This window comes from Fontivita pretiosa (assembly GCF_050410795.1).
GTDB classification, from domain to species: domain Bacteria; phylum Planctomycetota; class Phycisphaerae; order Tepidisphaerales; family Tepidisphaeraceae; genus Fontivita; species Fontivita pretiosa.
Genome location: NZ_CP191258.1, coordinates 4,872,510 through 4,896,677, shown reverse-complemented (window position 1 = coordinate 4,896,677; position 24,168 = coordinate 4,872,510). Strand labels below are relative to the sequence as shown.

Sequence of the window (24,168 nt, the reverse complement as noted above, 5' to 3'; positions counted from 1 at the left end):
CAAGCCCGATGCCAGTGGATGCAAAAGTCCAATTTTGACGCCTGCCCGCAGATTATCAGCATTGACAAGGGGTTATGAACGTGCGCAACCGCCCTGGCCTCAGGCTTAACTCAGGTATCTCTCAGTCCTGAGATTGCGATGCTTCGGCCCGTGCTAAGAACGGGACGAACGCATCAGGGCAGATGGCAACTTAGACACAGGCGGCTGCGATGGTTGGACATGACCAGCAGCCCCTTCTCCGATGAAAAAGGGCTATGGCAGGTGGTGCAGCCCACCCGCTGATCGAACAGGCGGATTCTGGGATCCAGAGCGGCGGGCGAACGCAGCGGCATGTCCAGGGCGGCGGTGGCCAACGAAACGCCGATCGGATGCTCGCCGGTCAGCTCCCCGTGCTCCCGCCGGCCACCCCAAAGGGCGATGTCGCTGGAAAGGATGCCGTCGTGACAGCTCAGACACAACTGGGTCTGGGGATCGTACGTCTGTCGATACGCATCAGCAGTCGGCGCAACGAGTTTGTCGTCGGGCCCGCCACGCGCCGGCCAGGCCAGGTGCGCTCGCCCAAGGGACGAGCCGTGCTGTGCCTGGCGCGTCTGTTGCCCGGGATCATGGCACTGGATGCAGAATGCCGGCGCACCCATGCCCGCAGGCACCTGGAGTGCCGCGCCACGCAGAAGCGGCGTGTGCGATTTTCTTGCCGCGGCGTGGGCTTGGGCGCTGGAGTTGTCGTGGCAGGTGGCGCAGGTCATTCGCCCATTCTCCAACGGCAGATGCGACGGAATCGGCATCGATGGCGTCACGTCGATCGGATGCGACAGCAGCGGATCGATCTGGTGGCAACTGCCGCAGCGATTGTCGGTCCAGGGACCCGAGCCATCCAGACCCGTGTCCGAGACCGATACGTTCAACCGGTCGATGGAACCAGCGGCGTAACGCACCGAGACGGACGGCGGAGCGGTGGCCGCCGGCGCGGTCAGTGACGCCAACATCCCCAGCACCAGCAGCACGGTGGCGATAATGAGCGACTTGGTGAGGCGGCGGCGTAGATTCAGTCTCAGGCGCAAGTAAAGGTGTGAGCCTCTCAACGCATCCCTCCGACGTTCCGGATGCAGTTGGCATCGGCACGCCGGATGTGCGACTTGGGCAAATGGGGGCGGGATTCGCTCAAGCGGGAGAGGCTTGGGGGCGAGTTTCCTGAAAATGGGATTATCCAGTCCGCTTACGCGTCGAGTCGCCGAAAATCCTCAGAAACAGGGGCATTTCCAGCCCTGCTGGCTGGTACTGCGCTTGCTGCTGTCGTGCGAGATGGTGTGGAACCGACGGGCGGGACTGGACGGCGGGACTCGTGCCCATGAACAACGCGACGCGCGTCCAACTCCCTGGCGCCTCTCGCATCTCAAGGAGATGATTCTATGAAACAGCTTGCATCCATTACCGCAATCCTGGCGGTGTGTCTGCTCGCAGGCACCGTCCAGGCGGGCATCAGCGGATCGGCGCACGACTTCGGCGCCTTCGGCTGGGCCCAGAATCAGATCTGCTTGCCGTGTCACACGCCGCACAATGCGATCGTGAAAGACGCCAACGGCGTGGTGCTCGGCGGGCCGCTGTGGAACCACCAGCTCTCCACCGCGACCTATACCCTTTACCTGGACGACAGCGGCAACGGCGTGACCGGCGCTGTCGATACCAACAGCCGCCTGTGCCTGAGCTGCCATGACGGCACGGTGGCGCTGGACAGCTTCGGCGGGCTCAGCGGCAATCAGCAGCTCAGCAACGTCAAGGCCCTGATCGGCACTGACCTGTCCAACGATCACCCGATCGGCGAGCATGCGATCTGGCCGACGCCCAACCCCGCCTACCTGGTGGATCCGTCGCTGCGTGATGCCCAGCGGATTATGCCGCTGCGGAAGATGGCCGACGGCCGGCTGGCGGTCGGCTGCACGAGCTGCCATGAGCCGCACAACCGCAAGAACACCCAGCACATGCTCTGGGTGAACAACTCCGGACCGGCGACGACCGTTGATGGGCGTACCGTCAGCGGCTCGGCGCTGTGCATGAACTGCCACAAGAAGTGACCCCTGAGTTCGCAGGGAGCGACCGTCGCCGGGTCGGACAGCCATCACTGGCGCCGACCCGGCGAACGGCCTGACAAGCTCTCGCAGGGCACGGGTCGATTCCCAACGGGCAGTTCACCGGCTCTTTCAAAATCTCAGGCCGCTCATGTCCCGCCCGTCGGTTCCACACCAACACCGCCGGACCAACGCCCGCTTCGGGCCCAGTCTCGGCGGCAGGTTCGGGACATGCGTGGAACAATCATAGGCCGATATCGTATCGGTCAAGTGCCGCCCGTGGATTCACCGGCCCGCCGCCGTCGCAAGGTCGCCTGGCTGGTCTGGTGAATGGACAAGTGTCAGGACCGAATCCGCACGATCTGGAAGGTTGCCATCATGAGACTCTCCCGTCTGGCTCGCCGCACCGTTGGTACGATCATCCAATCGGCCATTGGACCCAAACCGGGTGGCAGGTCGTGGTTTGCATCCGCCCTGCTGGCCCTGGCCGTGCTCGCCGGCGGCTGTGCCGCCAAGCCCCCGGCGGCTCCCAAGACAGCCGCCTTCTGGCCGCCCTATCCTGACGAGCCCCGAATTCAGTTTCTGGTCTCCTTCGAAAAAAACGAGGACGTCGAACCGCCTAAGAGCAAGCTGGATGAACTGGTTCTGGGCAAGGAAGTCCAGCAGGTTCTGGCCCTGAACAAGCCTTATGGCCTGGAGATGTGGCAGGGCAAGATCTACGTCTGCGACCTGCGGGCACGGGCGGTGATCGTCCTGGATCTGCGCAATCGCCGCACGCTGATCCTGGGGCGAAGCGGCGCGGATACCCTCGAGCGCCCCACCGACATCGCCATCGCCGACGACGGCGTGAAGTACGTCGCCGACCAGGACAAGGGGATGGTCTACGTCTTCGATGCCCAGGATCGCCTGATTGGCAAATTTGGACACAAGGATCTCAAGCCGGTCGGCGTGGCGGTCTACCAGAACGAGCTGTACGTGGCGGATTTCCGCGGTCAGCGAATCGAGGTGCTGGACCGCCGCACCGGACAACTGCTTCGCACGGTCGGGGAACCGGGCACCCGCGACGGCCAGTTCGTCCGCCCGCTCGGCGTCGCGGTTGACAAGGACGGCTGCCTGTATGTCACCGACGTGCTCAACTGCCGCCTGCAAAAGTTCGACCGGCAGGGCAACGTGGTGACGGCGTTTGGAACGATCTCAGCCAACGCAGGCGGACTGGTGCGACCCAAGCACGTCGCCGTGGACAGCGAAGGAATCATCTACGTTGCGGATGCGGCCTTTCAAAACGTGCAGCTTTTTGATCAGCAGGGACGCGTGTACACGTTTTTCGGAAGCGCCGGCGGCCATCCCGGTAGCATGAACCTGCCGGCCGGTGTCGCTGTCCACGAGGCGGACCTGGATCTGTTCAGCGCGTACATCCATCCCGCATTTGAGGCCCAGCGGCTGATCCTGGTCACCAACCAGTTTGGCCCCAACAAGGTGTCGGTCTATGCCCTGGGGCGACTGAAGCCGGGCAAGACCGTCGCCGACATCGCCGCCAGCAAGGATATCGTGCCGCTCTCGGCAGGCGTGGCCACCGACGGTAAGATCAGCCCGATTCCTGCGCCGGCGACGCAGCCCGCGCCGGAGGAGGACGTCGGCGCCGCATCGCCTTCGCCGGCAGCGACAAGGCCTGCCGACACCAACTCGCCGCAGACCCGATGACCGCCAACCATGAACCGATCGAACCGGACCATCGACGCCAACCAATCGGGCAGAACGCGGTCCGATGGACGCCGGTTATTATGGTGGCTGTCGCTGATGCTGTGGCTGTGCGTGGGAACCTGGGCCGGGTGCACTCCCGAACGACGCTACCGGGTGCTGAGCTTCTTTTTCGATGGCGTGCCCGACCCCAATGCACCCCCGCAGCTCGCCGGCGCCGTCGATGAGGAAGGAAACCCGATCGGCCCCGGCGCGCCGGGCGCGGTTCGACTCTCGGTGGTTCTGCACAAGCCCTACGCCGACAATCAATGTCAATCCTGCCACGAGGGCGCCTCGGGCAGCTTCGAGAGCTTTCAGCGGCTGGAGCCTTCGATCTGCCTCAAGTGTCACCAGAACACGCCAACACAGTATCCCGTGATGCACGGTCCGGTGGCGGCGGTGGAGTGCCTCTGGTGTCACACGCCACATGAGTCAAGCATCGCCGGGCTGCTGAAGCAGGCTGCACCAGCGGTCTGCACGCAATGCCACGACCGCGAATTGCTCAGCGCTCAGCCGCCTGAACATTTCATGCCGGATAAGAGCTGTCTGAGCTGCCATGTAGCTCACGGAGGACAGAAGCATGGGCTGCTTCGCGAGGGCGTAAACTCGATCACAGATACATCCGCGCCAGCCGCCCCGATCGACCAGCCGACGACCGTCCCGCAGGACACGGGGGGCAGGCCATGAGCCGGCGACGGCGTGGTGGGCTGTTCCGCCGTCGTGATGTTCCGGGTCTTGTCGCGCGCGCCGCGCGGGTGCCGCGAAGTGCGGCAAGCGCGGCTCTGATATGGGCAGGCGCCTTGCTGACCATGGCGTTGGGGCCGATGATCCGGCCGGCCCGGGCGCAGGATGCCGGCCCCATCGTCTTCGGGCAACGCCAGCGGCGGGACCCGTTCTCGCTTCAGATCACCCACGCCGAGCTGGAGCTGCTGTATCGCCGCCAGTCCGACACCGTCGATCCCGACGATGGACCAAAAACAACGTTCACCGAAGACCGCTTCGAGGAAACCTTCAGCCTCTGGAGCAACGGGTACATCTACCACCCAAATCTGGTGGAGTTGAATCTGGCCGGGTCGTTCGGGCTGACTCAGAGCTGGACCGACAGCGACGGCCTGAGTGACAGCCAGTTCGGCACCCTCTACGAGTGGGACGCCAATGCCACCATTCTCCGCAAGGAGGACACGCCGCTGACGCTGTACAGCCGCCGCAGCAGGCAGCTTGTGACACGGGAGTTGGGTCCGACCCTGGATAATACCATCACCACGCACGGAGGCATTCTCGAGCTGCGCTCCAAGGCCGTGCCTACCCGGCTGGAGGCCTTTCACCAGGAGCAGCAGCAGAGCGGGATCGATGAAAGCGGGATCGGCGACTTCGACCTGACGCAGAACACATTCATCTGGCACAGCGAGGCGCGTCCAACCGTCAACCAGTTCTGGACATGGGACTACACCTTCAACCAGGTCCAGGAAACCACACGTGGGATCGGCAGTCACGAGTTCGTCAACCACGACGCGACCCTGTCGCACTCGATGGAATTCGGCCGAAACGACCGCAGCAGCCTCAATTCGTCCGTCAACTACTTCGACCAGAGCGGCGACTTTGTCATCCGCCGACTCCACTGGGCCGAGCTGCTGCGGCTGGAACATTCCGATAGCTTCACCACGCGATATCAGTACACGCTGGATCAGCAGTCGTTCCAGGACACCGAAGAGCTGACCCACCGCGGAACCGCCGGATTCATCCATCGCCTGTATCGCAGCCTGGTCACCACCGGCGAAGTCGGCATCCAGCAGACGGATCGCAACAGCGGCGGGGACAGCTTCCAGACCTTCGCCAACATTGACTTCGATTACCGCAAGAAAGTTCCCCTGGGCGTGTTCACCGCAGCCCTGGGTTATGGATGGAACGAGCAGCGCAATGATCCGCAGACCCAGCAGACTTTCGTGATCGACGATCCGCGCACGTTCAACGATCCACAACCGATCATCATTCCCCGAAGCGGTGTGATCCCCGGATCATTGGTCATTACCGACAGTACCGGACTGATCATCTACCAGGAGGGGCTGGACTACACGGTTCGCGCCTTTCCGGATCGACTCGAAATCGACCGCGTGATCGGCGGACGAATCACCAATGGACAGACCATCCTGCTGGACTACCAGCTTCAGCCGCTGGGCGGAAACACCACGACAACCAACGGATTTTACATCGGTGGCCGCTACACCATTGAACAGGGCGCGCTTCAGGGCGTTTCGGTCTACGCCCGCTACAGCGAGCAGGATCAGACGATCGATTCCGACACGCCAATCCAGATTGTGCCCAACTCCTACACCGATGTGCTGTATGGGATCGAATATGCGATCCGCCCGTGGCACCTTACGCTCAGCGCCGAGCAGCAATGGCATGACGCCACGATCTCTCCGTTCGACGCCACGCGGTTCATGGCGCGGTACACCGATCGGATCCGCATCGACACCACGCTTAATCTTGACGCCAGCTACCACATCGTTTCCTACCCCGACGAGGACGACACGCTGAACCTGCTGATTCTCGTCGCGCAGGTCCAGCACCGCTTCAGCCCGCGACTGTGGGGCTCGGTCTCGGTGCTGTATCGCAATGAACAGGACGAGCTGCGTGGCGAGACCAACGGATGGGAGCAGCAACTGGAGCTACAATGGCGGCACCGTCAGACCTACATCTACACGCTGCTGCGAAACACGATGGTTCAGACCGAATTCCAGGACAACACGTTCCAGTTCCTGGAGATCGGCATCAGGAGGGAGTTCTGATGCGCGCCGCGCAACGGATCCGATGCCTGTTCAGCGCAATAGGATGGCTGGCTCTGCTGGTGGCGGGGACATGGATGGTCGGCTGCGCCAAGCCCGCGGGCGTGATCTTCCCCCCGCCGCAAAAGCCGATCGTCTGGCCCGGGCCGCCGGAACCCCCGCGAATTCGCTATGTCGGACAGATCGCCACCAGTGCCGACCTCAAGCCGGCCGTGCCGCTGACCCGTCGCCTCAGCGAGGCGATCTTCGGCAAGCGACCGATCCGTTCCATGCTCACACCCTATGCGGTATGCACCGACGGCAAGCACCGCCTGTTTGTCGCCGACAGCAACGCCCAGCTCGTCCACGTTTTTGACCTGGCGACTCGTCAGTACGCCCAGTGGAAGCCGTCTGAGCGGTACGAGCCTTTCTCTCAGCCGGTGGGGCTGGCGTGGGACAGCACCACCAGCCAGCTCTACGTCGCCGACTCGATCGGCGGACGCATCTACGTCTTCGACGGCTCGGGAAAGACGGTTGGCCAGATCGGCGGACAGTTCCTCTCGCGCCCCTGCGGGCTGGCGATCGACCCGCCGCGCGATCGACTTTACGTCGCCGATGCAGAACTGCATCAGCTCGTGGTGCTCTCACGCGACGGTCGGCTGGTCAGCCGCTTCGGGCACCGCGGCACCGGCCCGGCAGAGTTCAACTTTCCCACCAACGTCGCCCTCGACCGCGCCGGACGAATCTACGTCAGCGATTCGCTCAACTTCCGCGTGCTTCAGTTCGACCCGGACCTGCGGCCGCTTCGACAGATCGGACGCAAGGGCGATTTGCCGGGGTACTTCGGACAGCCCAAGGGCATCGCCACCGATTCCGAAAACCATCTTTATGTGGTCGATGCCCACTTCGAGGCGGTACAGATCTTCGATGCCGACGGAAACCTGCTGCTGGACTTCGGACAGGAAGGCACCGGCCCGGGCGAGTTCTGGCTGCCTGCCGGAATCCACATCGACCCCAACAACCGCATCTGGATTGCCGATTCCTATAACAGGCGCGTGCAGGTATTTGATTATCTGCCGGAGGCACGGCCATGAGACGACTAATGACCAGCCGCGCAGCTCAAGCGGGATGCACGCACACGAGCCTGCGCTTCTTTCGTGTACTCGGCATGCCTTGGGTATGCTCGGTGGTTTTCATGATGATGTTCTGTTTCAGCGATGGCGCCTTGGCGCAACAGGCCAGCAGCATCATCAACAGCAAGCACAATCTCTCGGCTTCCGGTCCGGGCGCGATTCGCGCCGTGGCCGAGCAGGAAATCTGCATCTTCTGTCACACCCCCCACAATGCCTCGCCGATCCAGCCGCTGTGGAACCGCAATGTGCCGGTGAATGTGTACACGCCGTACGCCAGCAGTTCGCTTCAGGCCCGCCCGGGCCAACCCACCGGCTCGTCGAAACTCTGCCTGAGTTGTCATGACGGGACCATCGCCGTCGGATCGGTCCTCTCGCGCAGCCAGCCGATCGCGATGGCCGGCGGGATCACCACGCTGCCGCCAGGGCAGGGCAACCTCGGCACCGATCTCTCCGACGATCATCCGGTTTCTTTCCGCTACGATGCGACGCTCAGCGCCCAGGACCCGAAGATCAAGCTCCCTTCGCAGCTTCCGCCTGCCGTCAAGCTCGACCGCAATCAGGAGCTTCAGTGCACGAGCTGTCACGATCCGCACAACGATGCCAACGGCAAGTTCCTGGTGATGAACAATGCCAACTCCCAGTTATGCAATGCCTGTCACCAGCCTCAGGACACGAACATCGCCGCCCATGCCGCCTGCGCGTCGTGTCATCAGATGCACAGTGCACCCAGCGCCGCGCTGCTGCTGCGCGGCGTGAATGCATCGGAAACATGCCTGACGTGTCACTCATCGCAGCCCAGCGACTGGCCCGGCGAAAACGTCGCGCCGGATCTGCTGAAGCTCAGCCGGCACTACCGCCCTCCCGAACGTGGACCCATGATCCCCGAAGAAGGCTCAAGTCCGGGCGGTCAGGCCAACCCCGGCCCGCAGGACATCACCTGCGCCAGTTGTCATGAATCGCACACGATGCAGACAGGCCAGGCCAGCGCTCCGATGATCTCACCGAAGCTGGGCCAGGTCAGCGGCGTCAATGGCGCCGGAGCACTGGTGCCCACCGCGCAGTTCCAGTACGAAGTCTGCTTCAAGTGCCACGGCGACGCGCCGGTCGTCGCCTCCGGCATCACCCGCCAGATCGTGCAGAACAACACAAGGCTGGAGTTTGCGCCATCGGCGGTCTCGTTCCATCCCGTCCAGGCCGCCGGAAAAAACAGCGACGTGCCGAGCCTGCGCGGTGGATTAACCACCGCCAGCCTCATTTACTGCACCGATTGTCACTCGTCCGACACCGGATCGACGGCCGGTGGCACAGGCCCGGCCGGGCCGCACGGATCCAATTCCCCGCCGCTTCTGGTCGCCCGATACGACACCCTCGACGGAACCACCGAAAGCGCCACCGCCTACGCCCTGTGCTACCGCTGTCACGACCGGGCCAGCATTCTCGCCAACGAGTCATTCTCCGGCCACGCCAGGCACATCGTCGATCAGCGCACGCCCTGCTCGGTCTGCCACGACGCCCATGGCATCAGCTCCACGCAGGGCAACACGACCAACAATGCGCATCTGATCAATTTCGACACGACGGTGGTTCGCCCGGACAGCGTAACCGGCCGGCTCGAGTATCGAACCACCGGCCCTCGGAGCGGATTGTGCTACCTGACCTGCCACAATGTGCCGCATTCGCCAGCGAGCTACCCGGGCAACGATCTGGGCGTCGGGCAGGCGATCCCCCCGCCGCCCGGACCGATCACCCCCACCGAGCCGACGACGCAGCCTGCGTTGCGAAAGCAACCTCGGCTACAGCGATTTCAGCAGTCCGCCGCGCCGCAACCGGTCACGCCACGCGCCGCCGTCGCGCCGGCAGGAATCAAAACCAACAGCCCAGGCGATTCACGGACACGACCATGAGCTTCGTCTATCTGGTGCCAGTGTTGTTGAGCTTCCTGCTTCTGGCGGCGCACTTCCTGCACGCCGGAAATCTGCCACTGGTCGCAGTGGCGTTGTTGCTGCCGTTGCTGCTGTTGATTCGGCGGGGCTGGGTCGTGCGCGTCGTACAGACCGCATTGCTTGTGGGCGCCCTGGAGTGGCTGCGCACGATCGTCATGCTGATTGACTTCTACGAGCAGGCCGGCCGACCCTGGACGCGCATGTCGATCATCCTCGGCTCGGTGCTGCTGTTCACGCTCGCGGCTTCCACGGTCTTTTTCACGCCGCATCTGCGAAGGCGTTACTGGCGTAACTCCGTGACTCCGCCGCCGTCATAGCACCGCTCGTGACGCTACGCCCCGCCATCGCGCCGCTTTGCCACCTGCCAGCGGCGCGGTACTGTTGCCGGCATGATCCATCCCCGATATCGAATGAACCTTCCAATGATCCGATCACCGCTTTGCATCGCTGTGGCCCTGTCGATGCTGTTGACCGCCACGGACTTCACGACGGGGCAAACCACCGGGCAGCAGCCGTCGCCGCCAGCCTTTCCAGGCGCCGAAGGCCCCGGCAGTGACGCGACTGGCGGCAGAGGCGGAGACGTGTATCACGTCACCAGCCTGATCGATGACGCCAATCAACCCGGCACGCTGCGCCACGGGATCAAGACCGCGCCGCCAGCCGGGCGGATCATCGTCTTCGATGTTGGTGGAATCATCCGGCTTCAGCCGCCGGGACGCGCTGGCTGGCTTGATGTCTCACAGAGCAACCTGACGATCGCAGGGCAGACCGCCCCGGGGCCGGGCATCACGATCATCGGGCAAGCATCGAAGTGGACCGGCAGCAACGTGATTCTGCGCAACCTCAAGTTCCGCCCGGGCAAAGACCAGCAGTCGCCCGGCGTGCGCACCAACGACGGAATCACCAGCTATCTGCGGAACTCGATCATCGATCATGTCTCGGTGACGTGGGCGGACGACGAGGCGATCTCCGTGACCGATGACGCGAACAACACGACAGTGCAGTACTGCCTGATGGCCGAGGGGCTGAATTACAAGGGGCACAGCTATGGTTCGCTGATCAGCAGCGACCATGATGATGCGCTGGTCAGCTTCCACCACAACCTCTACGCCCACAACAAGAGCCGGCTGCCGCGACTCGGCAGCGAAAAAGGATCAGGCGTAATTCTCAACTTCTCCAACAACGTGATCTACGACTGGAGCGGCAAGGGGGGGTACTCGGCCAACGACGTCAACAGCCGCAAGCCCCTGCCCAATCGCACCAACTTCATCGGGAACTACTACGTAATGGGCCCGTCGAATCGGCCGGACGATTCGGCCTTCGACGGGGCCAACGCCGAAACCGTCATCTACCAGCGCGACAACCTCCTGGATCGCAACCGCAACGGCAAGTTCGATGGCGAGGATCTCGGTTGGGCGATGTTTGCCGGCACGTTCACGCGCGCCAACAAACCATTCGATGTGCCCGCCGGCTACATTCAGCCGGCCAGCGAGGCGCTGGAGCACGTGCTGAACCATGCCGGCGCGTTCTGGTGGGATCGCGATCCGATTGATTCGCGCATCGTCCAGCAGGTCCGCACCCAGACCGGCAGGATCATCAACGAGGTTGACGACGTCGGCGGATTTCCCGCCTTCGAGCCGGTGTCGCGGCCAAAGGGCTTCGATACCGACCATGATGGCATGCCCGATACGTGGGAATCGGACCATGGCCTGGATCCCAACACACCCGACGATAAGGGCGACTTTGACCGCGACGGCTATACCAACATCGAGGAGTACATCAATGAACTGGCGGCGTTCCCGGCGCCAAGGCCTCTGGAGATGCGAGTGAGCGAGGGTCGCTATGAGCTGGCGGCCAACTGGGAGCTTCGCTGGCAACCATCACGCTACGACCAGGTCCTGCTTCGCCGGGGCAACGTCACCGTGGATTCAGTCGGTCAACACGCCGGAACGCTCAACATCGACCGCGATGCTTCGCTTGCGATTCTCTCGGGGTGGCTTCAGGTGCAACGCAACCTGGTCAATGCCGGCCAGCTTCAGATCGCCGGCGGACAGCTTCGCAGCAAGGGGGATCTTGAGCTTTCGCCCGCAGGGACGCTCACGGTGAAGCTCAACCCAGACAGCCCGACGCCTATCGTCGTTGCGAACCACGCCAGACTGGCTGGCGGGCTGTTCATCGAGCTGCCCGCAGACGATCGCCCCCAGAGCGGCCAGCGATTTCAGATCCTCCAGGCCGGGCAGATCAGCGGCAGCTTCAGCACTGTTTCGAAACTGTTCGAGCTGAATGTCGCGGAAGGCAAGGTGGTCGCCATCGTCAAGTGAACGTACGCGTTTGATTTGCCTCTGCGCGATTCTTACTATCCGGTGCACGGGCACGATCGCACGTTCGGTGTCCCCCTGGCTTGATTGTTCAGACCATGATCCCACGTCGCAAGACTCGCAAGATCGTCATCGGTGATCGACAGCATGGCTTCGTCGAGATCGGTGGCGATGCGCCTGTGTCGGTGCAGACGATGACCGCCGGCCACACACACGACATCGACGCGTGCGTGGCGGAGATTCAGAAGCTTGCGGCGGCGGGAGCCGACATCGTTCGCGTCGCCGTCCCTGAACGCAAGGACACCCAGGCCCTGAAGCACATCCTCCCGCAGGTCAGCGTGCCCATCGTCGCCGACGTCCACTTCCACTTCCAGCGGGCGCTGGAGGCGATCGAGGCGGGCGTGCACAAGATCCGGCTGAACCCGGGCAACATCTCCGACCGCCAGCAGGTCCTGAAGGTCATCGACGCCTGCAAGGAGCGCAAGATCCCCATCCGTATCGGCGTCAACGAAGGCTCGATCATCGAACGCAAGGACAAGCAGCGGCGGCTGAAGGAGCTGGGTGGCGTCTTCTCCGGCAACAAGCATGGGCATCTGCTGGCGATCATGATCACCAAACTCGAGGAATACCTGGAAATCTTCCACGAGCGCGACTTTCATGACATCGTCATCAGTGCCAAGAGCATCGACCCCCTGCTGGTCATCGACGCCTACAAGGCCATCAGCGAGCGTTTCGATTACCCGCTGCACCTGGGCGTGACCCACGCCGGACCAAGAGAGACCGGCGCGATCCGCAGCATCGTGCCGCTGGGGCATCTGCTGGCGTCGGGCATCGGCGACACCATCCGCATCAGCTACGCCTCCGACCCGATTTACGAAGTGCAGGACGCCCTGGAGCTGCTGTACATCCTGGGCCTGCGGCAACGCAAAGGAGCCGAGCTGATCGCCTGCCCCACCTGCGGGCGAATCCAGGTGGATCTGTTCAAACTCGTGCAGGATGTGCGCAGGAAACTGGCCGAGGAGATACAACTGCCGATCAAGGTGGCGGTGATGGGGTGCGTGGTCAACGGCCCGGGCGAATGCGAAGGCGCCGATGTGGCGGTCTTCGCAGGCGACCGGCGAGGGATCATCTATGTGCAGGGCGAAAAGGTCGCCAATGTGCCGGAGGATCAGATCCTTGACGCCCTGCTGGAGGAGTGCCGCAAGTTCCAGGCCAAAGTTCAGCGCGGCCAGGCCCGGCTCGGCGAAAAGAAGGTGGACATCCTCCCGCCCGACCCCGTCGGCGAGCTGGGCAGTGGGTGGCTGAAGATTCAGAAGGAGAAGACGCTCAGCCTGCCGGTGCTCGGCAAGTCCTGACCGAAAGCGGATCCCGACTGACATGCCGGCAATACGCACGCGGGGGCTTTGAGGGATTGGTCCATGCCCGCCAAACGAACGTTGCTCAGTTCGTTGATGAGACTGCTGGACATGGTCCTTCCGGCGGCGGAAACCGATGCGCCGGCGGACGAAGCGTCGCTGGATCCGTCGATGCAACTGGCGGTACGCGCCGTCAACGCCTGGGCAGAGGTCAATCGCGTGCCCATTCCGCGGCTGTGGATCGTGCGCTGCGCCCACCGCTGCCCCGCTGGCGGACGCGCACGCTCGGAGATCCACTGGGCCATCAAGATGCTCTTCGCCCAGGTCCGTCAGGATCTGGGAAAGACCCTTGACGAGCCGTTCCGCTTCAAGCTGGAGCTTGCAGTCGCCACCGCCAGCCGCGCCTGGATGCTCATCGAATCGCAGGATGAAGACGAGGAGGTCGATTCCGCCCCGGTCGTTGGGGCATACGCGGTGATGTTCCAGCCCGCCCCGGGCACACCGACCTGACACCTCAGCGACCGGTCACGGAGGACCTGATACCATCGAAGGTCGGCTCGGCGAGTCCGGTTGGCCCGAACCCCGCTGGCGGCGATTGCCAGCGCGGTGGATCAGGCGTATGAAAAGATAGAGCCCAAAACCAGCCGTGCATCCGATGTCCGCAGACAAAGCCCGACCAACCCCCGATGACGTCCGCCAGATCCTCCTGAATGACTGGGATCCGCATGATGTTGCGCGTCGCCCGGAGGCGCACGGGGCGTATGACGTGTATATCCAACCCCTGATTCGGCTGATCGAATCTGGCGCCGATGAGCAGGCGATTGTGGACTTCCTCAAGCAGCGTGAGGCCGAGACGATGTGCTTTCCGGGACTGGGAACACAGCGGCTGCGCATCGTCGCCCGCAAGCTAGTATCGCTTCGTCCGGCCTGAGCGGCAGAAACGGCTTTATACCCGAGCGGTTCCGGGCCCAATCCGCTTGAATCGAGACGGCTCAGCGGTTATCACCCTGCCCCGCAAGGCGTAAACCATCCGCCTTCAGGCGCAGCACGCAGACTCGAACAAGCTATGAGCAGTTTCAACTGGAAATCGCTGAATCTCCCCGCCGACGCCCGGACGCTGCTGGCCAAGGCGCCGGAAGTGCTGTGGGTGCAGTCCCGGGAAGAGTTGATCGACCTTGCCTGCGGCGGCCCCGGGCTGGAGAAGTTCAACGTGCGGTATGACGTTCCGGAAAAAGGCCCGGTGCTGGAGGCAACGGTGGCGCGGGTTCGCAACGGGATCGTCGTGAACTATGCCGAGCCGTACATGCGCCGCCGCGATCCGGACTGCATGTTCATCGCCGACGACCAGCCCACCGACAAGACGCGGTTCAGGCAGCGGTTCGGATACGATTTCCAGACGCTGAGGCGGGAGACGCTGGACTGGCTGGCAACGCAGCGCCTGATCGCCTTTGGCTTTGTCGCCGGGCGACGCGGCATGGGCGCCGACGCGCTGGCGGTCATACCCGCCAACGCCGGCTTCTTCGCCTTTGCCCTCTCACAGCTTCAGGGCATCTGCTCCGGCCGCGAACTGGAGCAGGGGTTTTCGCCCGCGGCGGTCATCTACGTCGCACCGCCCTTCCGTCACACGCACTTCAACGGCAAGCAGGTCGTGGTTCACAACCGCGTCGATGAGCTGCACGAGATGTTCGCGTACAACCTGTATCCCGGCCCCAGCGCCAAGAAGGGCGTGTACGGCGTGCTGCTGAACCGCGGAGAGCGCGAGGGCTGGATCACGGCCCACTGTTCGACCGTGCAGGTCATCACCCCCTATGACAACGTGGTGACGATGATGCACGAGGGAGCCAGCGGCGGGGGCAAATCCGAGATGCTCGAACAGGTTCACCGCGAACCGGACGGGAGGCTTCTGCTGGGTCGAAACATCATCACCGGCGAGAAGCGATATCTGTCGATCCCGCGCACGTGCGAATTGCAGCCGGTGACCGATGACATGGCGCTGTGCCACCCGTCGATCCAGGATGGATCCGGCTATCTGCGTGTCACCGACGCCGAAAGCGGCTGGTTTGTGCGCGTGAATCACATTCGTGAGTACGGCACGGATCCATACCTGGAGAAGCTGACTGCCCAGCCGCCTCAGCCGCTGACGTTCCTGAGCATCGATGCCGTGCCCAACAGCCGGGCGCTGATCTGGGAGCACATCGAGGACGCGCCGGGCCAGCCTTGTCCCAACCCCAGGGTGATTCTGCCGCGATCGATCGTGCCGGGAGTGGTCGATGAGCCGGTCACGGTCGACATCCGCAGCTTCGGCGTGCGAACACCCCCCTGTACACGCACCAACCCCACCTACGGGATCATCGGGCTGTTCCACGTGCTGCCGCCGGCGCTGGCGTGGCTGTGGCGACTGGTGGCGCCGCGAGGCTTTGCCAACCCCAGCATCGTCGAGCAGGCGGGCATGAGCAGCGAGGGCGTGGGCAGCTACTGGCCGTTCGCTACGGGCCGGCGGGTGGCTCATGCCAACCTGCTGCTCAAGCAGATCGTCGAGACGCGAAAGGTCCGCTACATCCTCTGCCCCAACCAATACGTCGGTGTTTGGGAAGCAGGCTTCATGCCGCAGTGGATCGCACGCGAGTACCTGGCTCGCCGCGGACATGCCAAGTTCAGATCAGACCAGATCCAGCCGGCGCGATGCACCCTGCTCGGATACGCCATGAACTCCCTCACCGTCGAGGGCACCGCCCTGGCCAAGTGGTTTTTGCAGGTCAACACGCAGCCTGAAGTCGGCGACGAGGCCTACGACAGCGGCGCCGCCATCCTCTACGACTTTTTCGAGCGTGAGCTCAAGCCGTATCTGGAAGGCGATCTGGACCCGCTGGGCCGCAGAATCATCGAATGCTGCCTGAACCGCGGCGACGTGGAAGCATACGAGCGATTGCTGCCCGCAGGCTGATCCGCGGCAGAGTGGGAGAATCGACTCACATACACGACGGAGCAAGCTCAGCTTCGGCGGCGGCGAGCAGCCAGGGTGATGCCACCGCCGCAGAGCAGCCCGAGTGAAGCCGGCTCAGGAATGACCTCAACTACACCGTGGAACGGCCCCGGCGCTCCCCCGTGTCGAGGCGAGCCGCGGGTAAAGCCCTGAATCGGGCCGGCGGGGCCGGTGTTGGTGTCATCGTTCCAGGTTCCCTGCACCTTGGGGAATGCATCGGGAATGGTGAAATGCCAGTTGAAGCTGACGTAGTCTTCGTCGCCGCCGCCTTCAGCACTGTTGTTCGGTTCGCCGGGGAACCAGTTCGTGTACGTCACCGGTTCGCCGCTGGTCCATTGAAACACGCCTTCGCTGTTCTGATCGGTCAATCCGATCCACAGCACGCGGTTGGCGTCGGCGCCGCTGGTGAAGTTGTCGATCAGGAACTGGTTTTCCGCCGCGTCGTTGATCGACACCAGGTGCCCGCCTAGCGAAACCGCTTCGGACTCGGCATCAGTCCACGGCTTGGGATCGATCAGATAGTAGATGTGTCCGTTGGCAGGATTCACAACGGGCGGCGCGATGATGGCGGCCCTGGCGGTCGCCACGCCCAGCAGGGGCAGCATTGACGCAGCGCAGATCGTCTTTCTCAGCATTGCCTTCCCTTCCTCTCCGTGACGTTCTCAGAGAACGCTCCGCCTTGCCCCGAGATCGGAACAACCACCTGCCACCCCGAACGACGCGATTCTACGAACGAAGACCAAGGTAGTCCGATAACCTGCAAAGTCAACGAAAAATTGCCAATTTTACCCCGGCCGGACAGAGCTCATACCTCAAAGGACTTGTTCACAACCATAAAGTGCATCAACGCACAGCAATCACAGATCTACATGACCTAACAGGACAACACAATCTCCCGTCGTCATCCGGCCAGCCGGCAATCTCCAGCTCGCAGAGGCGCGCGACCTCAGCAGAACTTGTGTGATCGAAGGAAATCGGCGCACAACTCACGCCATCGCCCTACCACCGGCTGATCGTCGGCCAGGCCCAAACCATGTCGGCCTTCGGGGAAAATGTGCACGGAGAACGGAACCCTGTGCCGCGCCAGCGCCGCGGCGAACAACAGGCTGTTCTCAACCGGCACGCCCGCGTCATTGGCGGTGTGCCACAGGAACGTCGGCGGGGTCTGATCCGTCACCCGCGTCTCCAGCGACAGCATCCGAACCATCCGCTCATCAGGATCCTCGCCCAGCAGGTTGGTGTACGACCCCAGATGCGGATACCGGGCAAGCGAGATCACCGGGTAGCAGGCGATCAGCAGATCCGGGCGACTGGATTGTCGTTCGATCGGATCCGGATCGTTCGGCTCGCCCAGATCGAACCAGGTCGCCGCCGACGCCGCCAGATGTCCCCCGGCGCTGAACCCCATCACGCCGACACGCCTGGGGTCGATTCCCCACTCGGCGGCGCGATGCCGCACTATCCGCACCGCACGCCGCGCATCATTGAGCGGCTGGGGATGCCGATACGGTGCAACGCGATACTCCAGAACGAACGAGGCCACGCCCAAAGAGTTGAGCCACCGCGCCACAGGATCGGCCTCATGCCGTGCGCGATGGGCATATCCCCCACCGGGCAGGACGATGATCGCCGCCAGCGCTTGGGCACCAACATCGCGCCGCACGAACGGGCGGAGCACGGGTCGATCCTCCGGCCCGTCGCCCAGGCGGCCGGGCGCTCCGTCCGGCCAGAGCGTCACCGGATCCAGTGCTTGAAAGTCTTCCGACATGGCTTGCATTGTACGTCATCCCGCCCCAGCAGGCATCCGGCCAATTGCCTGTGCGAGGGAGGATCAACACGCCGTCGGGCACATCCTGCCGCCAGACTGACTGTCCCCAACCCCGCCTGCTGGCCGATAATCCTCCTGGCGGCCGCTCCGTGCGCCCGCACCACCGGCATCGGAGATATCGCCTTGCCTCGCTCGATCACCGTCAAAATCAAGCGGCTGGACAGCGGCCTCCCGCCCCTGCCTCTGCCGACGAAGATGACCGAACACTCGGCCGGGTTCGACCTGGCGGCCGCGGTGACCCAGCCCATCCGCCTGGACCCCGGGCAGATCCTGCTGGTCCCCTGCGGCTTCGCGATGGCCATTCCCCACGGCTACGAGGCCCAGGTGCGACCTCGCTCGGGTCTGGCCAGCAGGTTCGGCATCACGCTGATCAATTCGCCGGGAACCATCGACTCCGACTACCGTGGCGAAGTGAAGGTGCCGCTGATCAACCTCGGCAAAGAGCCATTTACCATCGAGCGAGGCACGCGGATCGCGCAAATGCTCATCCAGCGCGTGCCCGCCGTGAAGATCGTCGAGGTGGATGAGCTGGACGCGACCAAACGCGGCAAGGGCGGTTTTGGGCATACGGGACATTGAGCCATCGCGGACAAGCGGCGGAGATGCCGCGCGATCGCCCCGGATCGCGCGAGTCCGGCGCGGGGGCGCCTTCCTTCCATCAAGAGTTCCTCAAAGCAAAACCCGCCCGCTTCCAGCGTTCGCCGGGACGTCCCCGTCAGTTTTTTTACTTGCATTTGGTATACCTATCGTTTACATTTACAATATGTACACGAAAGAGGCTGCGGCGGTGCGTCTGCTGGAAGACTGCGAGCAGGGGCTGCGGCGAGTGCTCGCCGAGGCAGGCGGCCAGGGCGATTACGCCAGCGTGCTGCGAATCGCCGCATGGGCCAGGGCGGTCGCTGCATTGGCGGCCGAGGCGCGTTCCGCCCCGCCACCCTCGGCGAATCCGGCCGCCGCCCTTGACGACCACGGAAGCAGCGGCCATTCGGCGTCAGTCCTGTCGGCTGGGGCCGGGCCACGCCGAAAGCCTGCGCCCGGCGGATATCCGAGATTCTTCCGCCGCGGCGACGAGCTGGTAAAGGTCGGCTGGTCGAAGAAGCACCGGCAGGAGTATACCCATCGCGCGCCCCGCAGCGCTGTGGATGCCGTCGTCGCCGCCGTCCGCGAGCTTGGCGCCAAAGGCGGATTGTTTAGCGGCGACGCCTTGTTGCCGCTCAAAGACCCATCCAGCGGGGCCGGCATCCCGGGCTATCAGGCCTACGTTGCCTTGGCGTGGCTGAAGCACCTGGGCATCGTCGAGCAACGTGGCCGACGAAGCGGTTATACTCTGGTACGCGACAAACAGATCGAAAGCACAATCACCACCGCCTGGCCAGAACTGGCGGAATGGGGGAGGTAGCCTAAGTTGTTACAACCGCGCACCGATCGCATATCTCTTACTGCTACAAGAGGAAGAAAAGAGACATGTCAGATTCAGCCACAGATCTGAGCCAGCTGGTTAGGCCCCGTGAGTTTCTTGCGCAGGCAATGAAGGCAACAAGCATTGCGGCGCTGGAGGCTCTCCTGAAGACGCTGCCCATCGTCGGCGAACACGAATATGTGTTCGATCCGAAGAACCCGGCGCAGGGGTGGAGGGACGGGTATCTGCACTGGTACGCAGTCGGCGGGGAGCGAGGCAACGCCGGGCGCATCAAGTTGGCGGGGAAGCCCGAGAACCCGATTGCTGAACGCACCGTTAACGCGATGGAGGCCATCATCGAGATGATGCGCCGCCGCGAGTTGCTCAACGGCGCAGCGCCGATGCCGACCAGCCCACGAGAGGCCGTCATGCGATACTTCGACCTGCCGCCCCTCGACCAGTTGCCGCTATACGAGAAGGAGGGAAAGCGAATTCGTGGCATGAAAGCCCGTGAGTACGCCCGCGAACTTGCGAGGCATATCCGGGTCAGGCTGGAGCGGACCCCGGCCTCGAAGGAGCTCGCGGTCATCATCGAAGATGATGGTATTGGGCAGACACCAGCGCGCATCCACGAGACCCTGTTGTCGCTGGGCGAGAGTGACAAGGGGGACAAGACCTACTTGATCGGCATCTTCGGCCAGGGCGGATCATCGAGCTACGCCGCCAGCAGCATGTCTTGGCTTATGTCGCGCCGCGTTTCTGACCTGTTGGCAGGGGATGCGGACGGGATCGGCTGGACGGTGGTAAAAGCCATTCACCCGAAGCCGCCGAGGCGAGATCCGTATTACGCCTACCTCGCGATGCATCCGGACGGGCGCGTGCCAAATCTGCCCGCTGCGGCCGCCGATGCCCTTGGGTTCAAACACGGGACCGTATTTGCTCACTTGAACTACAACTTTGGCCCCAGTCGCGCCGAGATTGCCCGCGACCTGTACCAAGGCCTGAACCATCTGCTATTCAATCCCGTGTTGCCCTATGAACTGTACACGCGACCGACACCTGACCCAATGTGGGGCAACGGCTACCGCCTCCGGCGATTGCCGAGAGAGCGCAAGCCGTTGGACAAGACGTTTGACCCACAGCAAATTCCTCTCACCCGGGGGTAACTGACCATGGGAGCATCAATCGAACTCGACAAGACTATTACGACGAACGTCGAATCTAACCTGGGCAAGATCGTCATTCGCGCCGTGGTGTTGGCGAAGCAGAAGGGCACGGCTGACGACAAGGCCCAGGAGATTTCCGCCGACGGCGAAGACGACGAGGCATACCCCGATCTTGGCAAGGGGCCGCTGGATTCGTATCTGGAAGATCCCCGTGCTGGTCGCGGCTACGCCGTCTTCATCATCAACGGCCAGCGCCACCATCAATGGGACAACACGTTCATCGTCCGCGACCTTGGCCTGAAGTATTTGCGGAACCGGACGATGATTATCGTCGATCTCGATACCCTCTCAAGCGAAGCCATCGCCGAGATCATCCAGGGTTCCCGCCAGGGTCTTTACGAAGGGGCAGTCTATCACGCGATCCGCGACCGTGTCGTGGCCACGCTCAAGAAAGACCCGGACCTCGACAGGTTGGAGGACGCAGCCGAGCAGGAGATTTCTGACCTGCGCACCGGCGACGAAGCCGTAAAGAAAACGCTGAACCAGTTGATCGAGGATCATCACGCATTCGCCAGCCACGTCAATGAGGGGGCTGTACAGCCGGGCGATTCCCACTCAAAGATGGTGGAGGCGTGGGAGAAGGACAGGAACCAGGACGTTGTCGTGAGCGGCGACAAGTCCGTCGGCGACCCGGCTACCGGGCCAGTGCTGGTTCTGGGCACTGCTACGGCTAGTCTTCGACTTCAGCCCGGCAAATTGAAGGCAATCAGGGTCACGGCAGAACCAGTGACCGCATGGAAGTGTCTGAAGGGCTTGCACGTGGACGTGCCGGACGCATTCGAGGGCTTAAACTGGGCGATCGAGAAGGACGCCATCGGCGCAACGATCAAGCTGATGTACGAAGAGCCGAGTGACTTTGATAAGGATGAATACCCCATAGAGGCCGGCATGCGCATCATCGGCCGCTTCGATGGATACGACGAGAGCAGGTTGATTGAACGGCGCGTGATTGCGAGCATTCCCGGTCCGCCACCACCGCCGCTGCCACCTCAGGCGCTGGTAAACCCGCCAACGCACATTCGTGTGAGCAGCCGACAACCAGTACGTTTGCTCGTAGGCGGCGCGGACACGCACGTTCGTCTCAAGTGGGATGGTATGGACAGCTTGGTCCTGGGGACACCGCCCCTGTGGCAATTCGTCGGGCACTGCCTCACGATTCCGGCATATCCCGCCGTCGCGTTCAGCCGCCCAGCCGGTGGAAGGTTCGAGATGTTGATTCCGGCACCGGTCGGGCTGCCAGTGGGTCAGAAGCTGGTGTTTGAAGTCAAAGCTGTTGGCCCGAATAGCATGGCGCTAGTGGCGACATTCGATGCCGAAGTCGCCGAGGCGCCGGAACCCAGGAAGATCAGGGCCAAAGCCCCGGACAGCACGGGACAGCGGCGACCACCATACGAGATCAAGATCATCGGCCAGCAAGAATGGGACACCGGGTGCTGGGGCGACGAGGCGTGGACCGAAGCTGACGCAGCGTGCTTTAAGGAGCCGACGCCGAAGAACCCGCTGACGCTCATCATCAACGAGGACCAATCGCTCTGGCGTGCCTACCGGGAGAGCATGATCAGGAAAAAGCTGGTCGAGGCGACCATAAAGGAACGGACGACGCGCTATATATCGCACCTTGGCTTTCACCTTTATCAAATGTATCAGCGGCTCAGGCAGGTTCGTGAACACAACAAGAGCGGTGGCAACCTGGAGGAACCGAAGGACGAAGCGATGCGTGAGGAGATCAATCGCGTTGCAGCCACGCTCATTCGACTGATGGAGGTCTCTCGCTGAAGGTGCCTATAGGGGCCGGTGGAAAAGCACCACCTCCTTGCTCGAAGTGGTCCCCTTCCGGTCCGCATAGAACTTTCGGTTCGGCACCGAGCGCCAGAGTCGCCCATCATCGGCGTTGGCCAATGCGCTGTATTTGTGTTCCACCAGCCCGGCGCGCTCCATCGTTTCCAGGTAGAGCGGCAGTTGCCACGACGGGTCTGAGAATGCAACCAGCTGGACGATTTGCGTGCGCTTCGTAGCCATCGCCGCGACAGACTTGAATGCTGCGAGTGCCGACGCAAAATAGTCGGCCAAGCCCGGCTGGTGCCTGTCGCCGAATGTGTAGTAACTGCTACCATCGCCGTCGAGAGAGCTTGCGATCCAGTAAGGTGCGGGCGTCTCTCTGCGACCCTGAACCTGCCACCGGTGATAGAGGACGTGAACCCCAGGGTACGGCGGAGATGTGAGCACGAGCCGAGGGGCCGGCAACTCCTTCAACGCGGGCTCATGCTCGACCCCCGCAGCAGAACGATGCAGGCACAACGCGCATTCCCGGCGCGGCTTTTCACACGTGGCGGAAATGGCATCTGAAAACTGCCGAGCACCAACCACCATATCCTCAACGTGCCGACGCAACTGCCGTCGAAATGCCCTCGCAGAAGGAATGTGTTTGCGACAATCAAGCGCCCACTGGCCAGTCCTCAGGAGAACGCACCGCGCGAATCTCTGCTGGTATACGGTCTTTAGCAAACCGACTCGGGCGAGAGCCATTTCCAGCGATTTGCGGATCGGCCACGTTCTCCGGCAGCTGATGTTCCGGTGATAGCCCCGCTCCGCCCACGCCACATCACGCTCAGTCTCGCAGTGCATGTTCAGCTCATTAGCTATGGTATCCACCCACAGCTTGACTTGTTTCAGCTCATCGTCGCTGAGCGTAGTCGTTTTTACCTGAGCAACAAATACGGACAGGCTGTTGATGTCCGTCCCCACAGCCTGCCGGCCATGAGCCGCAGCTTCAACGAGGCTCGTCGCCCCGCCCATGAAGGGGTCAAATACGAGATCACCAGGTTTCGTAAATGCTTCAATTGCAGCGCGGGCAAATCGCGGTGAAAATCGAGCCGGGTAACGGTAGAAACCGTGCGTCAGACCAGAAATGCGCTGCCGGTCATGTACGCCTGCGATGAGGCCCGCCACGCCTTCAGTAGTCATCATTGCCTCCGTGCCTTGCGATTGCCAGAAGTTCCACCTCGCTTCACCCACGCGTCAATTTCATCCCGGTCAAACCGCCAGCTACGCCCTAACTTGTGGCCGGGGAGCTTCGCCGCCTGGGCCAACTTGTAGAGCGTTGACTTCGGCTTCTTCAAGTACCTCGCCAGGTCATCCAGACTCAGCCACACGATCATAAGTCACCGAAAACCGGCAGCGAACACAATCATCAGCCGAGAAGATAATTGCAGACAAATGAGGATAATAACGGATAACGTTGGACAGTGCAATCGCCTTTTGCGATTGGTGGTTCCGGTATCCGCCAACCGCCCACGGCCGGCTGTCTTCGCCGTTGGCGCTTCGTGGCTTCGCCGAGCAGCCTCTGACCACGCCATGGGCTGGCGGGGGATGGGGTGCAGAAACGCACCGAAGCTGTCCGATAAGCAACTTGAGG

At 62.8% G+C, this 24,168-nt stretch carries 21 protein-coding genes; 16 read left to right on the top strand and 5 right to left on the bottom strand.

Annotated elements, in window-relative coordinates; translation table 11 throughout:
* Positions 1 to 173: 173 nt before the first annotated feature.
* Entirely contained in the window at positions 174 to 1,082 is a 909-nt protein-coding gene (locus ACQS5P_RS19805; RefSeq protein WP_428938347.1) for a cytochrome c3 family protein, read from the bottom strand.
* A 327-nt stretch (positions 1,083 to 1,409) separates the two neighbouring features.
* Between ACQS5P_RS19805 and ACQS5P_RS19800 the strand changes: the two genes are divergently transcribed.
* The 12 genes from ACQS5P_RS19800 to ACQS5P_RS19745 all read left to right on the top strand — a co-directional run bounded on the left by ACQS5P_RS19800 (position 1,410) and on the right by ACQS5P_RS19745 (position 16,261).
* On the top strand, positions 1,410 to 2,072 hold the full coding sequence (locus ACQS5P_RS19800; protein WP_428938346.1) for a cytochrome c3 family protein: 663 nt from the start codon (positions 1,410 to 1,412) through the stop codon (positions 2,070 to 2,072).
* 372 nt (positions 2,073 to 2,444) lie between these two features.
* Entirely contained in the window at positions 2,445 to 3,767 is a 1,323-nt protein-coding gene (locus tag ACQS5P_RS19795; protein ID WP_428938345.1) for a hypothetical protein, read from the top strand.
* A gap of 9 nt (positions 3,768 to 3,776) precedes the next feature.
* On the top strand, positions 3,777 to 4,490 hold the full coding sequence (locus tag ACQS5P_RS19790) for a cytochrome c3 family protein (protein ID WP_428938344.1): 714 nt from the start codon (positions 3,777 to 3,779) through the stop codon (positions 4,488 to 4,490).
* Between the two features lie 122 nt (positions 4,491 to 4,612).
* A complete protein-coding gene (locus tag ACQS5P_RS19785; protein ID WP_428938343.1) occupies positions 4,613 to 6,592 on the top strand; it encodes a hypothetical protein in 1,980 nt (659 codons plus the stop codon).
* On the top strand, positions 6,592 to 7,662 hold the full coding sequence (locus ACQS5P_RS19780) for a 6-bladed beta-propeller (RefSeq protein ID WP_428938342.1): 1,071 nt from the start codon (positions 6,592 to 6,594) through the stop codon (positions 7,660 to 7,662). Before ACQS5P_RS19785 ends, ACQS5P_RS19780 begins: the two co-directional genes overlap by 1 nt.
* Entirely contained in the window at positions 7,659 to 9,605 is a 1,947-nt protein-coding gene (locus tag ACQS5P_RS19775) for a cytochrome c3 family protein (RefSeq protein WP_428938341.1), read from the top strand. The genes ACQS5P_RS19780 and ACQS5P_RS19775 overlap by 4 nt, the downstream gene beginning before the upstream one ends.
* Positions 9,602 to 9,961 (top strand): hypothetical protein, encoded by a 360-nt coding sequence (locus tag ACQS5P_RS19770; protein WP_428938340.1) that lies wholly within the window; start codon positions 9,602 to 9,604, stop codon positions 9,959 to 9,961. The genes ACQS5P_RS19775 and ACQS5P_RS19770 overlap by 4 nt, the downstream gene beginning before the upstream one ends.
* A 105-nt stretch (positions 9,962 to 10,066) precedes the next feature.
* A complete protein-coding gene (locus ACQS5P_RS19765) occupies positions 10,067 to 11,965 on the top strand; it encodes a pectate lyase family protein (RefSeq protein WP_428938339.1) in 1,899 nt (632 codons plus the stop codon).
* A gap of 95 nt (positions 11,966 to 12,060) precedes the next feature.
* Positions 12,061 to 13,317: a flavodoxin-dependent (E)-4-hydroxy-3-methylbut-2-enyl-diphosphate synthase gene (gene ispG, locus ACQS5P_RS19760; protein WP_428938338.1), complete on the top strand. Its 1,257-nt coding sequence runs from the start codon at positions 12,061 to 12,063 to the stop codon at positions 13,315 to 13,317.
* 63 nt (positions 13,318 to 13,380) lie between these two features.
* The gene (locus ACQS5P_RS19755) at positions 13,381 to 13,827 is read left to right on the top strand and encodes a hypothetical protein (RefSeq protein WP_428938337.1); all 447 of its coding nucleotides are present in this window, start codon (positions 13,381 to 13,383) and stop codon (positions 13,825 to 13,827) included.
* Positions 13,828 to 13,972: 145 nt separating this feature from the next.
* The gene (locus ACQS5P_RS19750) at positions 13,973 to 14,248 is read left to right on the top strand and encodes a hypothetical protein (RefSeq protein ID WP_428938336.1); all 276 of its coding nucleotides are present in this window, start codon (positions 13,973 to 13,975) and stop codon (positions 14,246 to 14,248) included.
* A 135-nt stretch (positions 14,249 to 14,383) separates the two neighbouring features.
* A complete protein-coding gene (locus tag ACQS5P_RS19745) occupies positions 14,384 to 16,261 on the top strand; it encodes a DUF4914 family protein (protein ID WP_428938335.1) in 1,878 nt (625 codons plus the stop codon).
* A 47-nt stretch (positions 16,262 to 16,308) separates the two neighbouring features.
* On the opposite strand, the gene ACQS5P_RS19740 is transcribed toward ACQS5P_RS19745, so the two are convergent.
* Positions 16,309 to 16,935, bottom strand: a complete 627-nt coding sequence (locus ACQS5P_RS19740) for a lectin-like protein (RefSeq protein ID WP_428938334.1) — start codon at positions 16,933 to 16,935, stop codon at positions 16,309 to 16,311.
* A 311-nt stretch (positions 16,936 to 17,246) separates the two neighbouring features.
* A complete protein-coding gene (locus ACQS5P_RS19735; RefSeq protein WP_428938333.1) occupies positions 17,247 to 18,068 on the bottom strand; it encodes an alpha/beta hydrolase in 822 nt (273 codons plus the stop codon).
* A 183-nt stretch (positions 18,069 to 18,251) separates the two neighbouring features.
* On the opposite strand from ACQS5P_RS19735, the gene dut reads away from it, so the two are divergent.
* From dut to ACQS5P_RS19715, 4 genes are all read left to right on the top strand, one after another.
* A complete protein-coding gene (gene dut, locus ACQS5P_RS19730; protein ID WP_428938332.1) occupies positions 18,252 to 18,707 on the top strand; it encodes a dUTP diphosphatase in 456 nt (151 codons plus the stop codon).
* 184 nt (positions 18,708 to 18,891) lie between these two features.
* The gene (locus tag ACQS5P_RS19725; protein WP_428938331.1) at positions 18,892 to 19,527 is read left to right on the top strand and encodes a hypothetical protein; all 636 of its coding nucleotides are present in this window, start codon (positions 18,892 to 18,894) and stop codon (positions 19,525 to 19,527) included.
* A 65-nt stretch (positions 19,528 to 19,592) separates the two neighbouring features.
* Positions 19,593 to 20,693, top strand: a complete 1,101-nt coding sequence (locus tag ACQS5P_RS19720; protein ID WP_428938330.1) for a hypothetical protein — start codon at positions 19,593 to 19,595, stop codon at positions 20,691 to 20,693.
* Between the two features lie 6 nt (positions 20,694 to 20,699).
* Positions 20,700 to 22,529: a hypothetical protein gene (locus ACQS5P_RS19715; protein ID WP_428938329.1), complete on the top strand. Its 1,830-nt coding sequence runs from the start codon at positions 20,700 to 20,702 to the stop codon at positions 22,527 to 22,529.
* A 6-nt stretch (positions 22,530 to 22,535) separates the two neighbouring features.
* Here the strand turns inward: ACQS5P_RS19715 and ACQS5P_RS19710 are convergent, their stop codons facing one another.
* Both ACQS5P_RS19710 and ACQS5P_RS19705 read right to left on the bottom strand, forming a co-directional pair.
* Positions 22,536 to 23,717, bottom strand: coding sequence for a DNA methyltransferase (locus ACQS5P_RS19710; RefSeq protein WP_428938328.1), 1,182 nt, complete (start codon positions 23,715 to 23,717; stop codon positions 22,536 to 22,538).
* On the bottom strand, positions 23,717 to 23,911 hold the full coding sequence (locus ACQS5P_RS19705) for a helix-turn-helix domain-containing protein (protein ID WP_428938327.1): 195 nt from the start codon (positions 23,909 to 23,911) through the stop codon (positions 23,717 to 23,719). The genes ACQS5P_RS19710 and ACQS5P_RS19705 overlap by 1 nt, the downstream gene beginning before the upstream one ends.
* Between the last annotated feature and the right edge of the window lie 257 nt (positions 23,912 to 24,168).

Bases quoted from the DNA above. Each gene is read 5' to 3' on its own strand.
- ACQS5P_RS19800 (WP_428938346.1), top strand. From the start codon at position 1,410: ATGAAACAGCTTGCATCCATTACCGCAATCCTGGCGGTGTGTCTGCTC.
- ACQS5P_RS19795 (WP_428938345.1), top strand. From the start codon at position 2,445: ATGAGACTCTCCCGTCTGGCTCGCCGCACCGTTGGTACGATCATCCAA.
- ACQS5P_RS19790 (WP_428938344.1), top strand. From the start codon at position 3,777: ATGAACCGATCGAACCGGACCATCGACGCCAACCAATCGGGCAGAACG.
- ACQS5P_RS19785 (WP_428938343.1), top strand. From the start codon at position 4,613: ATGGCGTTGGGGCCGATGATCCGGCCGGCCCGGGCGCAGGATGCCGGC.
- ACQS5P_RS19780 (WP_428938342.1), top strand. From the start codon at position 6,592: ATGCGCGCCGCGCAACGGATCCGATGCCTGTTCAGCGCAATAGGATGG.
- ACQS5P_RS19775 (WP_428938341.1), top strand. From the start codon at position 7,659: ATGAGACGACTAATGACCAGCCGCGCAGCTCAAGCGGGATGCACGCAC.
- ACQS5P_RS19770 (WP_428938340.1), top strand. From the start codon at position 9,602: ATGAGCTTCGTCTATCTGGTGCCAGTGTTGTTGAGCTTCCTGCTTCTG.
- ACQS5P_RS19765 (WP_428938339.1), top strand. From the start codon at position 10,067: ATGATCCGATCACCGCTTTGCATCGCTGTGGCCCTGTCGATGCTGTTG.
- ispG (WP_428938338.1), top strand. From the start codon at position 12,061: ATGATCCCACGTCGCAAGACTCGCAAGATCGTCATCGGTGATCGACAG.
- ACQS5P_RS19755 (WP_428938337.1), top strand. From the start codon at position 13,381: ATGCCCGCCAAACGAACGTTGCTCAGTTCGTTGATGAGACTGCTGGAC.
- ACQS5P_RS19750 (WP_428938336.1), top strand. From the start codon at position 13,973: ATGTCCGCAGACAAAGCCCGACCAACCCCCGATGACGTCCGCCAGATC.
- ACQS5P_RS19745 (WP_428938335.1), top strand. From the start codon at position 14,384: ATGAGCAGTTTCAACTGGAAATCGCTGAATCTCCCCGCCGACGCCCGG.
- ACQS5P_RS19740 (WP_428938334.1), bottom strand. From the start codon at position 16,935: ATGCTGAGAAAGACGATCTGCGCTGCGTCAATGCTGCCCCTGCTGGGC.
- ACQS5P_RS19735 (WP_428938333.1), bottom strand. From the start codon at position 18,068: ATGTCGGAAGACTTTCAAGCACTGGATCCGGTGACGCTCTGGCCGGAC.
- ACQS5P_RS19725 (WP_428938331.1), top strand. From the start codon at position 18,892: ATGTACACGAAAGAGGCTGCGGCGGTGCGTCTGCTGGAAGACTGCGAG.
- ACQS5P_RS19720 (WP_428938330.1), top strand. From the start codon at position 19,593: ATGTCAGATTCAGCCACAGATCTGAGCCAGCTGGTTAGGCCCCGTGAG.
- ACQS5P_RS19715 (WP_428938329.1), top strand. From the start codon at position 20,700: ATGGGAGCATCAATCGAACTCGACAAGACTATTACGACGAACGTCGAA.
- ACQS5P_RS19710 (WP_428938328.1), bottom strand. From the start codon at position 23,717: ATGACTACTGAAGGCGTGGCGGGCCTCATCGCAGGCGTACATGACCGG.
- ACQS5P_RS19705 (WP_428938327.1), bottom strand. From the start codon at position 23,911: ATGATCGTGTGGCTGAGTCTGGATGACCTGGCGAGGTACTTGAAGAAG.